General features: G+C 39.6%; 16 protein-coding genes. 13 read left to right on the forward strand and 3 right to left on the reverse strand.

What is annotated here, in order from left to right; translation table 11 throughout:
- The first annotated feature begins 5 nt into the window (after positions 1–5).
- The 10 genes from lspA (at position 6) to RF53_RS03180 (ending at position 9,531) form a co-directional block, all read left to right on the forward strand.
- Positions 6–506 (forward strand): signal peptidase II, encoded by a 501-nt coding sequence (gene lspA, locus RF53_RS03135; protein ID WP_010555931.1) that lies wholly within the window; start codon positions 6–8, stop codon positions 504–506.
- A complete protein-coding gene (gene fkpB, locus RF53_RS03140) occupies positions 503–943 on the forward strand; it encodes an FKBP-type peptidyl-prolyl cis-trans isomerase (RefSeq protein ID WP_039036603.1) in 441 nt (146 codons plus the stop codon). Before lspA ends, fkpB begins: the two co-directional genes overlap by 4 nt.
- A complete protein-coding gene (gene ispH / locus RF53_RS03145; RefSeq protein WP_039036604.1) occupies positions 943–1,872 on the forward strand; it encodes a 4-hydroxy-3-methylbut-2-enyl diphosphate reductase in 930 nt (309 codons plus the stop codon). Before fkpB ends, ispH begins: the two co-directional genes overlap by 1 nt.
- A 40-nt stretch (positions 1,873–1,912) precedes the next feature.
- A complete protein-coding gene (locus tag RF53_RS03150) occupies positions 1,913–2,947 on the forward strand; it encodes a sensor histidine kinase (protein WP_039036605.1) in 1,035 nt (344 codons plus the stop codon).
- Positions 2,944–3,651 carry a LytR/AlgR family response regulator transcription factor gene (locus tag RF53_RS03155; protein WP_010555933.1) on the forward strand — a complete coding sequence of 236 codons (708 nt, stop codon included), beginning with the start codon at positions 2,944–2,946 and terminating at the stop codon, positions 3,649–3,651. Before RF53_RS03150 ends, RF53_RS03155 begins: the two co-directional genes overlap by 4 nt.
- Positions 3,652–3,757: 106 nt before the next feature.
- Entirely contained in the window at positions 3,758–4,318 is a 561-nt protein-coding gene (gene pilV, locus RF53_RS03160) for a type IV pilus modification protein PilV (protein WP_008132554.1), read from the forward strand.
- A gap of 2 nt (positions 4,319–4,320) precedes the next feature.
- Complete coding sequence (locus tag RF53_RS03165; protein WP_082014415.1) at positions 4,321–5,328, forward strand: PilW family protein; 1,008 nt, start codon at positions 4,321–4,323, stop codon at positions 5,326–5,328.
- The gene (locus RF53_RS03170; protein WP_010555936.1) at positions 5,316–5,819 is read left to right on the forward strand and encodes a hypothetical protein; all 504 of its coding nucleotides are present in this window, start codon (positions 5,316–5,318) and stop codon (positions 5,817–5,819) included. The genes RF53_RS03165 and RF53_RS03170 overlap by 13 nt, the downstream gene beginning before the upstream one ends.
- A gap of 1 nt (position 5,820) precedes the next feature.
- Entirely contained in the window at positions 5,821–9,105 is a 3,285-nt protein-coding gene (locus RF53_RS03175; RefSeq protein WP_039036606.1) for a pilus assembly protein, read from the forward strand.
- A gap of 9 nt (positions 9,106–9,114) precedes the next feature.
- Positions 9,115–9,531, forward strand: a complete 417-nt coding sequence (locus RF53_RS03180) for a type IV pilin protein (RefSeq protein ID WP_006792787.1) — start codon at positions 9,115–9,117, stop codon at positions 9,529–9,531.
- 2 nt (positions 9,532–9,533) lie between these two features.
- Here the strand turns inward: RF53_RS03180 and RF53_RS03185 are convergent, their stop codons facing one another.
- Both RF53_RS03185 and RF53_RS03190 read right to left on the reverse strand, forming a co-directional pair.
- Positions 9,534–10,061 carry a GspH/FimT family pseudopilin gene (locus RF53_RS03185; RefSeq protein ID WP_008132543.1) on the reverse strand — a complete coding sequence of 176 codons (528 nt, stop codon included), beginning with the start codon at positions 10,059–10,061 and terminating at the stop codon, positions 9,534–9,536.
- A gap of 78 nt (positions 10,062–10,139) precedes the next feature.
- Entirely contained in the window at positions 10,140–10,691 is a 552-nt protein-coding gene (locus tag RF53_RS03190; protein ID WP_006792789.1) for a GspH/FimT family pseudopilin, read from the reverse strand.
- Between the two features lie 159 nt (positions 10,692–10,850).
- On the opposite strand from RF53_RS03190, the gene glnB reads away from it, so the two are divergent.
- The gene (gene glnB, locus RF53_RS03195) at positions 10,851–11,189 is read left to right on the forward strand and encodes a nitrogen regulatory protein P-II (RefSeq protein WP_006792790.1); all 339 of its coding nucleotides are present in this window, start codon (positions 10,851–10,853) and stop codon (positions 11,187–11,189) included.
- 56 nt (positions 11,190–11,245) lie between these two features.
- On the opposite strand, the gene RF53_RS03200 is transcribed toward glnB, so the two are convergent.
- Positions 11,246–12,010 (reverse strand): outer membrane protein assembly factor BamD, encoded by a 765-nt coding sequence (locus RF53_RS03200; RefSeq protein ID WP_006792791.1) that lies wholly within the window; start codon positions 12,008–12,010, stop codon positions 11,246–11,248.
- Between the two features lie 141 nt (positions 12,011–12,151).
- Here RF53_RS03200 and rluD point away from each other — a divergent pair, with 141 nt between their 5' ends.
- Both rluD and pgeF read left to right on the forward strand, forming a co-directional pair.
- Positions 12,152–13,129 carry a 23S rRNA pseudouridine(1911/1915/1917) synthase RluD gene (gene rluD / locus RF53_RS03205; protein WP_006792792.1) on the forward strand — a complete coding sequence of 326 codons (978 nt, stop codon included), beginning with the start codon at positions 12,152–12,154 and terminating at the stop codon, positions 13,127–13,129.
- Entirely contained in the window at positions 13,129–13,860 is a 732-nt protein-coding gene (gene pgeF / locus RF53_RS03210) for a peptidoglycan editing factor PgeF (protein ID WP_039036607.1), read from the forward strand. The genes rluD and pgeF overlap by 1 nt, the downstream gene beginning before the upstream one ends.
- The last annotated feature ends 46 nt before the right edge of the window (positions 13,861–13,906 follow it).

A 13,906-nucleotide genomic window follows, 5' to 3' on the forward strand; every position in this document is an offset into this window, starting at 1 on the left:
TTTTAGTGAGCAAACTAGCCCAAAAAAGTGGTTTAGTGTGGTTATGGTTGAGTCTATTGCTTTTAGCAATAGACTTTGCCAGTAAAACACTTGTTGTAAATACTATGGCTTATAGCGAGTCTATTAATTTACTACCTGTTTTTAGTATTACCTATGTGCATAACTATGGTGCTGCTTATAGTTTTTTAAGTGATGCTGGTGGTTGGCAACGTTGGTTTTTAAGCGCAATTGCAATTGCTATAAGTGCCTTATTGGTGTGGTGGCTAAAAAGATTACCCGCAACTAATAAAGTGTTATGTGGTGCTTACTCGTTAGTGCTTGCTGGCGCTATTGGTAATTTATACGACCGTATTGCTTACGGTTATGTAATTGACTTTATTCACGTATTTTATGAAGACTCACATTTTCCAGTATTTAACTTTGCTGACTGTGCTATTTGTGTAGGCGCGGCATTGTTATTATTTGACGCCTTTACAGGTGAGAGTCCGAAGGAGCATAAAGCATGAGCCAAGCTGTAATTAGTGAAAACTCGCAAGTTATTTTTCATTTTTCTATAAAACTTGAAGATGGCTCTGCCGCTGATTCAACTAAAGTGCACAACAAACCTGCAAAGTTAACAATGGGCGATGGCAGCTTAACGGCAAATTTTGAGAAGTGCCTATTAGGTTTAAGCGCAGGCGAAAGCAAAACGTTTGAATTAGAACCTGAAGATGCATTTGGTCAGCCAAATCCAGATAACATTTATTATGTTGATCGTAGTAAATTTGGCGCAGAAACACCTGCGAAAGTAGGTGCTATTATTGCGTTTACTCAACCTGATGGTACAGAGCTTCCGGGCTTAGTGCGTGAAGTGCAGGGTGAGTCGGTTACTATTGATTTTAACCATCCGCTATCTGGCCAGCGTTTAACATTTGAAGTTGATATTATTGAGGTAGAAGGCTAATGGATATTTTATTAGCTAACCCACGCGGCTTCTGTGCAGGCGTTGATAGAGCAATTAGTATAGTAGAGCGCGCTTTAGATATTTTCGAAAAGCCAATTTACGTACGTCATGAGGTTGTTCATAACAAATATGTTGTCGACGGCTTAAAAAACCGAGGCGCAGTGTTTGTAGAAGAATTACACCAAGTACCAGACGACAGCATTGTTATTTTTAGTGCGCATGGTGTATCTCAAGCGGTACGCTCTGAAGCCAAGCGCAGAGAGTTAAAAGTATTTGATGCGACTTGTCCGCTTGTAACTAAAGTACATATGGAAGTAACCCGCGCAAGCCGTAAGGGTATAGAATGTATTTTAATTGGCCATCATGGTCACCCCGAGGTTGAAGGCACCATGGGGCAATACGACAATGATGCTGGCGGTATTTATTTAGTAGAAACCGTAGACGATGTTATTGCACTTAATGTTAAAGATGCAGAAAACTTGTTTTATTGTAGTCAAACAACGCTCTCTGTTGATGACACTGCTGATGTAATTGATGCATTACGAGATAAATTTCCTGCAATTGACGGCCCGCGTAAAGATGATATTTGTTACGCGACTCAAAATCGCCAAGATGCTGTTCGCGACCTAGCTGATAAGGTTGATGTATTATTAGTTGTTGGTGCGAAAAATAGCTCAAACTCAAATCGCTTGCGTGAACTTGCAGATAAAATGGGCACAACGGCTTACTTAATTGACGATGCTACTGATGTACAAGAACAGTGGGTTTCAAGTGCTAATTCAGTAGGGGTTACGGCTGGTGCGTCAGCACCTGAAGTGCTTGTACAGCAGGTAATAAGTCGTTTAAAAGAGTTGGGTGGAACACAAGTTGTAGAAAACCCAGGTGAAGAAGAAAATATCGTATTTGCTGTTCCTGTGGAGCTGCGTTAATCTATATAAATTAATTATTTAGATTACAAGGAGAGCTGTGATGAGCAAAGCGCCTCAATCGGATGTATTGCTTTTTTCAGCTCTTTTTAATGAGCGAGGTGTGCTTGCTTCGCTTGTTGTCACTCAAGTGATTGCGGTTGTTTTAGCATTTTCTCCGCATGCTCAGGGTGATATATGGCTTAGGCTTGGAATAATTAGCCTATTTTTACATTTAATTGTTTTATCAAGTACTTCCTCGTTATATATAGCTCGGCACTTTTTACAAAAGCGTACACGTGCCCTACAACTTTCGCTCTTTTTTGTTTCTTTTTTATTATTTACCAGCCTATTCAGTGTTTTATTTTCGCGCTTTGCGTTTGATATAAATACAACTGAACACCTTATTTATTTTGTTATTCAAAATACTATTATTGTTGCATTTTTGGTTGCTTTATTTGTGCAGTTTTTGCTTATCTATGCTGAAAAAGAGCAACAAACTAAGGCACTTTCCCGTGCTGAGTTAGACGCTTTGCAAGCACGAATTCGTCCACACTTTTTATACAACAGCTTAAATACAGCGGCAGAATTAACGCATCACGATGCCGCGGCTGCAGAGCAAGCTATTTTAGCATTAGCTGCATTGTCACAAGCGGCAATGCGTTCAGGGCAAAGCGTGCAATTAAACGATGAGGTAACACTAAGTAAGCAATATATTGCCTTAGAAACTTGGCGCTTTGGTGAGCGATTAAAAGTTAATTGGCACATTCCCTCAGATTTACCAGCATTAAATATACCGTGTTTAACACTTCAGCCATTAATTGAAAACGCAGTATGCCACGGTGTTGAAACAAGTGAAGACGGCGCGACAATAAATGTAGAGCTGCATATCACCACCGGCTATATAACAATGATTGTTTCAAACCCAATTACAGCTTCAAAGGAGCAGACTAGGCCTAATAATGGAATGGCACTTGATAATATTCGCCAGCGTTTAAATATTTATTATAAAAATAAAGCGCAGCTTACTATTACTAATAGGGATGGCGTATACAGGGTGAAAGTCGTTATTCCTAAACATATTGAGAATAGCGTATGAATGTACTGATTGTTGATGATGAACCATTAGCTAGGACGCGATTAAAACGGCTTTTAGCAGTTGACAAAAGCATAGTGATAAAAGCAGAGGCAGCGAATGGGAATGAAGCGTTAGAGCTTGCTAAAAAGTATAACCCTGATTTAATTTTTTTAGATGTCGATATGCCAGGAATGAATGGCTTAGAGGTAGCGCATAAGCTAAACAGAATGCCTTTACCACCCGCTATTGTGTTTGTTACGGCTCACCCAGAGCATGCATTAGATGCCCTGCAATTAAGTGCTGCGGGATATCTAGTTAAACCTATTACCGACCAATCTTTAAGTAAAGTGCTAGATCAGCTAGGGCGTTTAAATAAAGCGCATGTGCAAAAACAGCAATCAGCTAAAATTAGTTACCAGGTGGCAGGGGTTATAAAAAGTGTAGAGCTTGACAGCATTATTTATTTTATCGCGCAGCAAAAATACACAAACATGGTTTTTGAAGGTGGAGAAGCCTTTATAGAGCAGAGCTTAAAACAGTTAGAGCTACTTTACCCCGCCCAGTTGTTACGAATTCATAGAAATACCTTAGTAAACAAAAGTAAGCTGCTATGTTTGAAAACACAAAATACAGGGGTACATACAATAGAACTTGTTGGTTGCAAAGAGCACTTAGCTGTAAGCCGACGGGAACTAAAAGCAGTTAAAGATATATTAAATGCCTAGCTGTTAACCGTTTATCAACAAATCCTACCGCTTATCCTAGTAAGTATTGAATCTAAATTTTAATGCCATAAACTTACAATCAGACAATTTTTTATTTGGTTTTGGTATGCAATCGTCTCAAACAAAATTTCAAAAAGGCTTCACACTAATTGAAGTACTTATTGCATTTATAATTTTAAGTTTTGGCTTATTAGGGGCCGTGGCTTTGCAAGCTAAAGCTAAGCAGGCAAGTTTTGATTCTATGCAGCGAGCTGCTGCTGTTGCGCTAGGAAACGATATTATTCAACGTATTCGTGCAAATGATACACCGCAATTAGTTGGGCTTTACGCTAAAACATTTAATAGTGAAACCTCTACAACAACGTCTCAAACTTGCTTCACAGCAAGCTGCAGTGCAGCGCAAGTTGCAGCTTTAGATTTAGAACAATGGAAACGCGCGATTAGGGCGCGAGAAAATACAGGCGCCTTAGATGATGCAACTGTGTGTATTAGGCCAACAGCAGTTGGTGGCTCAGGTGGTAAAGCATTTAATTTAGAAGTGATTATTTCATGGCAAGGCAGACAAGAATTTACAGCCAATGATGCAACAGCCGCAATTGAGTGTGGCGAATCAGACAAAAAGCGCCGTTTAGTGGTTTTAACTAGTTACATTTATCTTAGGAGTTAAGCATGAGCATTAAGCAAAAAGGTTTTACCCTTGTAGAAATGATGATCTCGCTTTTTATAGGGGGCTTAGTACTTGGCGGCGTTATGTTCACCTACATTGGCATGAAAGTAACCACAAAAGACACCATGACCATAGGTGAGATCCAAGAGTCTGCGCGCCTTGCTATTAACATTATGCAGCGTGATATAGAACAAATTGGATTTTGGGGCACATACTACGATGACTCTTTTGTCGCAGGGAATACAACAAGGGCGACGGCAACAACTCCTGCACCAGATTGTTTTGAAGGGGCTAATAACGGGAGTTTTCCTGATTTAGCATCTTCCACTAACTTTCGAACTATTTATGCAAAGGTTGCAGAAGAGTCCAAAGAACTAAATTGCGTGAGTAACCCTGTTAAAAGTACAGATATTTTACAGCTTAAATTTTTACAAGGTAACCGCTTAACAGTAGGAGCCGCAGGAAACGAAACCCAAGCAGGTCAAAACTACTTTGTTGCAGAGCAAGAAAAGGCGCAATTTGTTCGCGGCGTAGTCAATGCTGGTGCGCTAAATATTAATGCAACCGTTTGGCCTTATAGCCACCACGTTTATTACATTTCAGAGCAAACGTACAAAGTTAATAATAAAAATATTACTGTTCCTGCATTGATGAGAAAACGCTTGGTAGGGGCTAATATTTCTACAGAGACAATAATGGAAGGCGTAGAAAATATGCGCTTTGTTTTTGGCCTCGACACAAATAGTGACAGCCGCATTGATACCTATAAAAGTATCGGCGATATGGAACATTCAGACTGGGAAGATCGAAAGGGTATTTTAACCGTTCAAGTATTCTTATTGATAAGAGCTTTACAAGAAGATCCGGGGCTTAAATTAAAGAACCAAACATATACCTTGGGCGAAGACGATAATAAGCGTCAGTTAACATTTAATGACAGTTACAGACGCACCGTATTTACTACCACAATTCGATTAAACAACGTTGGATCAAACTTATGGCGTATTTAAAAAACTCACCTAACAAACAGCAGGGTGTTGTGCTTATTACTGCATTAATTATGGTAATAGCCGTCACTGGTATTGCTGTAACACTGATGAGTAGCAGCAGTATTGACGTTAAAATTACAAATGCAGCGCAAGAACGAGAAGTCGCTGAAAACGAACTTATTGGTGAAGTTCAAAGAATGATTTCTGATGAGGCTAACAAAGGGGCTGCAAACCAGTTTTTTTTAACACCCGATGAAGTCTCACACCATTCTGGAGACAACGGTGAAGGTATGACAATTGCAACACACGGCGATATGCAAAGTAAAATGATTAACTTAAATCAAGGTGCACTTGATTTAGAATGCCCAAGGCGCTTTAACTTTACAGCGGGTATATCGTGCAACATGGTACAAGTTGCTACTACCGTTGAATATGGATCTAAAGCAAAGCATTCACTCACAATTGTGACAGGTGTAGCACAAGAAATGGCTAGTATGAGTAAGGGAATTTAAGATGAATTTTAAATTAAACAAAGTGCTAGCGGCATTACTTGGCTTAGCGGTCAGTGCAACGGCAAGCGCAGAAGACATTGAGTTATATGTAAATCATAACGTAGAGACTGATGAAAACCCAAGAGTACTAATGATATTCGATACGTCAGGCAGTATGGATTGGAGTGTCATTAATGGTGATAATCAAGTTTGTTATATAAAAAAGATTACTCAAAGCAATGGTAATGGAAACGGAAACGGAAACGGAAACGGGAATGGAAACGGGAATGGAAACGGGAATGGAAACGGTGGTGGTGGACAAGTTTATTATGAAAATGTCACTTGTTTTGCTAGTAAAGATGAATATGCAGAATTTGATGAGCAGTGCTACATAGGTGTAAATGGAGTTGCCGTTGCAGATTGCCATGATCGTAGAATTGACGTCGCTAAAAATGCAATGACTCAGCTAGTCAACGATAATAGTGATATCGATTTTGGTCTAATGAGGTTTCGTAGCAATGTGGGGGGGTATGTTGTAGCTAAGCTAGGCACTGACAAAACAAGTTTAATAAGCGATATTAATAGCTTGCCTGCCAGTGGTTCTACACCAATGACTGAGACATTGTGGGAGGCATATCGATATATCACAGGGCAAAGTTTAGATTATGCTTTTAATGTGAACGACAGAGATAAAAGTGCAGATAATTCAGTGGTTTATACATCGCCGTTTAAACCAAATAATGGTGACCCGTTGCGATGCGATAATTCAATAAATGTAATCTTAATGACTGATGGTGACCCTACTAACGATGATGGCAGAGACACATCTATTGCTCAAACTCACAACAGTTATTTTAATGACGATATTCCTTTTGATGATGGCACGTATGATGATAGCTATTTAGTTGCAATGGCAAAAATACTTCATGGTACGTCAGACACTAAGGTAGATTTGTATACCCCATCAACTGATGTATTAGATACAGGTCGGCTTTATACCATTGGCTTTGGTACTGGTATGAGTCAAGGGGGTATTGATTTACTTGATAAAGCGGCAAGAGTTGGTGGCGGCCAATACATTGAGGCCAGAACTGCAGAAGCTTTATCTGAAGCACTCAAAAATACAATTTCTCGTATTAGAGAGGTAAACGACAGCTTTTCATCGCCTTCTGTGGCAAGTAATAACGTGGATCAAACCCGAAGCCGCGACGCAATATATTTTGCTATGTTTTACCCTGAAACCGGTGCCCGTTGGCGCGGTAACCTAAAAAAGTTAAAAGTATCAGGCAGTCAAATTGTTGACTCAACAGGTAACCAAGCTCTTGATGAAAATGGACTTATTGACGAAAGTGCCAAAACGTTTTGGTTACCTAGCGGTGAAGCTGCTGATGGTAATTTGGTGGCCCAAGGTGGAGTAAATCTTCATTTAACTAATCTTGATTCAGACAGCCGTAACTTATACACAGAGAATCAAGGACAAGTTATTACGTTTAATACAAGTACTGTAACAGACATTCTTGATTTGGTTGACGATAACCCAATTAGTTTATCGAGTAATGATATTAAATGGGCAATGGGTATTGACGTAGACGATGAAGATGGCGATGGATCTCGCGTTGATCAGCGAAATGATATATTTGGCGACCCTTTACATTCTAAGCCCGTAGCTATCGATTATGGTAACGATGATATTAGGGTTTTAATTGGCACTAATGCAGGCTTTTTACATATGTTTAAAGATTCTGATACCAGTGTGAGTGAAAGCTGGGCATTTATTCCTTCAGCCTTATACGACATTATTGAGCCGCTTAGGAATAACCAAGCCGATACAAAAGTTTACGGTATGGATGGACCCATTAGTGTTTATTTTAGTAATAAAAACCTTAACAGCGATGGATTAAATGATGGCATTATTGATGCCAGTGGGGACGACAAAGTATGGGCGTTTGCAGGTATGCGCCGCGGTGGTGAAAATTACTATGCACTGGATATTACTAACCCAGATGAGCCTAAAAAACTGTGGGATAACCCAATTGAAGGCGGTAAAGGTCAATTTCAAGAGCTGGGGCAAACATGGTCTAAGCCGCAGATTGCTTATATTAAAGCATTTGGCGATAAACCATTACTTGTATTTGGAGCAGGTTATGACACAAATAAGGATGAGGCCATTCGAAGCGAAGACAGTATAGGACGAGGTATTTATATTGTTGAGGCTGAAACAGGTAAACGAGTGTGGGCATTAACGCCTAACATTAATGGGTTTAAGGGCAAGCACAGCATTGCTGCAGATATTACTACGTTAGATTCTGACTATGACGGCTACATAGACAGAATATACGCAGCCGATACAGGCGGTGATGTGTGGCGTATAGATATGCCAGGCACAAATACCAATGATTTTAGCCATTTTAAACTGGCAGAACTTGGCAGTAACAAAGCAACAGAGGATAGACGCTTTTTTTACAAGCCGCTTGTTGCGCGTACTATTTATAGCAAAGTATCAGAAACGACGGTTAACGGTAAAAAGGTGATTACACGTTTAGATACACCGTATGATGCAATAGTTATTGGTAGTGGTAACCGTTCTAAACCAACGGGTACAAATGAGCAAGACCAACTGTTCATGATAAGAGATGAAAACACAGTTACACAAACTTTTAAAACTAACGCACCAGACACCATTAAACCAGATGATTTGATGCTGATGAATTCAGACCCATTTGGTAATGCACTTGATGATGTGGACGATTTTGTAGACCTAGAAATAGATTTAGCAAAATTCAATGGTTGGCGCTATGAGTTAGGCACCGGAGAGAAGTCGCTTGCCGCTTCGACGGTAGTGGGTGGTGTTGCGTACTTTACTAGCTTTACTCCAGCGTCAGAAACATCAACAGAAAACCAATGTTCGCTTAGTGGCGGGGGTGGCTCATTGTATGCTTTCCACCTGCATTACGGGACAAAAGTGTATGACGACCTGAAATTTTCAACCAGTTACGATGTACCAGATACACCGCAACTTTACTTTGGAGAAGGTCCTTCGTGTGCAGATGGTAATGGCGATGGTAAGTGTGATGACAACCCAACATTATCTGTAACACAAGAAAGCCAATTTTATCTTATTGGACCGGGTATAAAAGGGGAAAATGCACAAAACCCAATGAAGCCGGTGGAGATCACTGGTCCTGGTTTAAATGTGGTTGATGGTAAAGTACAGCTTGTGAACCCTGATAACGCATTAGGCTTTGGATTTAGAACGCAGCAAACGTATATCTATAAGCGTGAAGAAAATGATGAAGTTGGAAATTAAGGAATAAAAATGAATAAGCAACGTGGATTTACCTTGATTGAGCTGATGATAGCGGTGGCTATTGTTGGCATTATAGCGGCGGTTGCAGTGCCCAATTACACTGAATATGTAAAACGGGCATCAAGAGCAGAAGCTGCTGCAGCACTTTTAGATACAGCTAATAAGCAAGAGCAGTTTTTTGTTGATAACCGTGAATACACAGAAACATTTGCAGACTTAGGACTTCAAGATAAAACCGAAAATGGACATTTTGAATTATCCATTGATGTCGTCGATGGCAATGCATTTACAATAAAAGCAAAGCCAATAGCAGGTGCTGTGAAAGGTGATAACGACTGCAAGGAGTTATCTGTTACCGATACAGGTCTAAAAGGCGCTAAAGGTGCTAAAGGTAACTCAGATATTGACTATTGCTGGGGCCGCTGAGTTTAATTTTTTTGACACTTATCGGTTGATTTAATTCTTATTCTGCCAGTTTGACTCACCGACAAAGCCAACCCTTCGAGGTTGGCTTTTTCATTTGGGCAGTAAATAAACGTCCCATTTTGAAAGCCGTTTAATGAGCCATCAGGGCGAAACGTAATTGCAGTGCGAGGATATTCAAGCGCATCAGCCTCATTTATTCTTTCAAAGGTACTAAGTAACAATTCATCGTCATCTAATGTTGTTGATTTATCTAGATCGATAAACAAAGACATTTGACCATCCCATTCATCTTTTGAGCACTCGCCTTCGTTTAACGAGCAAAGAGTAACGTAAGTGCTATTTTCTATTGCGTAAAGTCGCCCATAATTAATGGTTCGATGCAGAAGATTAACGTGGTTCTCTAGCCGGTTTTTTGCTAGAAAATCTGGGTAGTACCACATAGAGATTTGACTGATAATGCTTACAACAGCGAGTGTAAGCATTAGTTCAAGAAGCGTGATCCCTTTACATTTCGATATTGATAACCTCATCCCTGAAGTCCTAAATTAATTATCTTTTAATTTAGTTTAGTAAATGAATAAAATATGACAAGCTAGATTGGTTGTTTTTTAACCGCAAGTTTTTGCACTATCACCTAAATAAAACGCCGTACCAGATTGAGAAACACTGAGGGCTTTATTGTTATCTGTGCCGTTGTTAGGACAAAAAACAAACTCTCCTGGGTTTGTTGTAATTCGGCCACTGGTATTAAACCGTAGCCGCCTTGAGTTACCTGTAAATTTAACTTTATCTTCTAGGCTAATTTTTTCCATAACGCGTAATAATGAGTCGGTGGATTTGTTGTAGTGGCCACTGTTATCAGAGTCGATAAAAACAATAATAATTTTATTCCTATCCCATCGGTTTCGGCATCGCATATTATCGTTTTGGTTTTTTACTTCACCATGTTGCGCTGCACATATTACAACTATTTCATCGGTGCTTGCCGCTTGAGAACGCGCGTAGCTAATGTTTCTTTTCAGCTCAAGTAAAAAGTTTTCAGCACGGTTTTCTTCTAACATGTCGCTACTATTCCAAAAAGCGATAGATGCTATAATTCCAACAATTGCGACGGTTACCATTAATTCTAAAAGTGTGAATCCTGATTGTTTAATCTTCATAACGATCTCATTTACAGCTAATTTTTATATTACGATTCTTATATAGCCAAAATTATATCATGGCTGATTAATTTATCACCGTAATTCAATTGCTTTGTTTGCTATGAACCTTATGATTGTCTAAAATCGTGGCATCTAAGGCTTTAAAAAGTAATTAATATGAAAAAAATAGAAGCAATTATAAAACCGTTTAAACTTGATGATGTACGCGAGGCGCTGTCAGAGGTAGGCATTAACGGCATGACCGTGAGTGAAGTAAAAGGCTTTGGTCGTCAAAAAGGGCACACTGAGCTTTATCGTGGTGCTGAATATATGGTTGATTTTCTGCCAAAAGTGAAGCTTGATATAGTACTTGCTGACGAAAGTGTTGATCGCGCGATTGAAGTTATTGTTAAAACTGCACAAACCGGAAAAATTGGTGATGGTAAAATATTTGTCACTGAGGTTGAGCGTGTAGTTCGTATTCGTACCGCTGAGGAAGATGAAGACGCAATCTAATTTAAGCTTAAATAGCTTAGTCAGTAAAAAGGCGCTTTAAAGCGCCTTTTTTGTATTTACTGTGTTCTTTTATTCAGCGCTTGTGCTTTTTTAGCGTTTTGACTTAATTCGGTTAAACCTAATTTTTCATAGCTTTTTTGCATCATATCAAGGGCTGCATTTAAATAACTACTTTGAGAGTAGTGTTCAACTACAAATTTACCACGGTTAGCAGCTGCTAAGTACGCTTCGCGCTCATAGTAGTATGTAGCTACTTTTAGCTCGTATCGTGCCATACGGTTTAATAACCATACTAAACGACGTTTTGCTTCTGGTGCGTAACCGCTTTGTGGAAAACGTTTTACAAGTGTTGATAAATCAGTAAAAGCAACGCGGGTTCTGTTCGCATCCCTGTCTGCTCTATCAATACCAAAGTATTCTTGGAACGCGTTTTTGTCTGCTTTAATATTTACCAAACCACGCATGTAATACATGTAATCTAGATCTTTATGATTTGGATTCAAACGGATAAAACGGTCAATGGTTGCTAATGCTTGTTCAGTGTTACCCGACTGGTAATGAGCATACACTAAATCCATTTGCACTTGTTTTGAAAATGGCCCAAATGGGTAGCGCGAATCAATCGCTGATAAAAGCTCAATTGCACGGGCATATAAACCTGAATCTAGTGTTTCTTTTGCATCTTCGTATAAAGCTTGTGCTGATCTATTTGGTACACGTTGAATGTCTTCTTGGTCAGGTGCTGACGAACAGGCACCTAAACTAAGTACCGAAACTGAAAAAACGATGGCAAATGCACGTTTCCCTATTTTATTTATCATTTTATTTGTTACCTTCGATGTCTTCGGCTAGGCCAAGTCGGTAAAACCGAGTAAACTATACGTATTATATTATGCTTTTATTAAAAGCGATTCTAACCCAGTCGAGCAAAGCTTGCACTGGTAAATTGGGTAAAGTTACGAATGACAGAGCAAATTTCTCTTCAAGCCGAGGTTCCAACCGACTTAGGTGGTAAACGTCTAGACCAAGTATTAGCGCAATTGTTCCCTGATTATTCACGTTCACGTATAAAAACTTGGATTTTGGATGATAAAATCACCGTTGATGGCGAAATATTAAACACACCGCGTACAAAACTGTTAGGCGGTGAAGTGTTAAATGTTGAAACAACCATTGAAGCACCGCGTGAATACCTTGCACAAAATATCGACTTAAACATTGTTTATGAAGATGACCATATTTTAGTTATTAATAAACCTATGGGATTAGTGGTTCATCCTGGTGCTGGTAACCCAGATGGCACAGTGCTTAATGCATTATTACACCATTACCCTGACATTATTAATGTGCCACGAGCAGGTATTGTGCACCGCTTAGATAAAGATACAACAGGTTTAATGGTTGTTGCTAAAACAATTCAAGCGCAAACACACCTTGTTAAGGCACTACAAAAGCGTGAAAACTTCACTCGTGAATACGAAGCGCTTTGTAACGGCACTATGACAGCGGGTGGTATGGTCGAAAAACCAATTGGTCGTCATGCAACACAGCGTACTCATATGGCTGTGCATGAAATGGGTAAGCCTGCCATTACTCATTACCGTGTTGCTGAAAAATTTCGTGCGCATACGCGTTTGCGCTTGCGTTTAGAAACAGGCCGTACTCACCAAATTCGTGTACACATGGCTTATTTGAACCACCCATTAATTGGAGACCAGTCATACAATGGTCGTCCTCGTCCACCAAAGGGTGCAACACCGCAATTGTTTGAACTGCTTAGAAGTTTTAAACGCCAAGCGTTACATGCGGTAAAACTAAGTATTGCGCATCCAATCACGGGCGAAATGATGACGTGGCAAGCACCTATTCCAGATGATATGGTAGAAATGACGTTAGCACTTCGTGAAGATACTCAGGCTAACCCAGATATCGATAGATAATGCAGTTGCTATCAGCAACATGGCAAAGCCTTCATAATGTGAGTACCCTCAGTACCACACGTGAAGGCGGCGTATCAAAGGCACCCTATAACAGTTTAAATTTGGGGCTTCATGTTAATGATAGCCAAGCTAACGTTTTAAAAAATCGCTCAATATTAAATAACTTCCTTCCAAATCCAGCTATCTGGCTAAATCAAATTCACAGCGCAGATGTAATTACAGTTGATCAGCAGTTTGATTTTAATAAATTACATAATGCCGATGCACTCTATACGCGCCTAGTTGATCAACCTTTGGCTATAATGACTGCCGATTGCCTACCTATATTGCTTGCAAGTCATGATGGGACTGAAGTAGCAGCTATTCACGGCGGCTGGCGAGGGCTAAAGCAAGGTATTATTCAAAATGCACTTAAATGCTTTAACGCTAAACCAGAAAATATATATGCTTGGCTTGGTCCGGCAATAGGGCCGGATCAGTTTGAGGTTGGTGTAGAGGTTTTTGAAGCATTTAATAATCAATCGCCTTTATTCTCAGATGCATTCAAGCCGCACCTCAATAACAAGTATTATGCTAATATATACGGTATAGCGCGTACTTTATTATCGCAGTTAGGGGTAATAAATATTGCTGGTGGTGAATACTGTACAGTTTCTCAATCACATTTATTTTTCTCTTATAGAAGAGATCGGCAAACAGGGCGAATGGCTAGTTTGATCTGGCGCAAGTAATTAATCGTTTAGCGAATATATTTTCTTTCGTGCCTTGAACAAATCG

Origin of the sequence: Pseudoalteromonas sp. ECSMB14103, assembly GCF_000813065.1 — a bacterium.
Classification (GTDB): Bacteria; Pseudomonadota; Gammaproteobacteria; order Enterobacterales; family Alteromonadaceae; genus Pseudoalteromonas; species Pseudoalteromonas marina.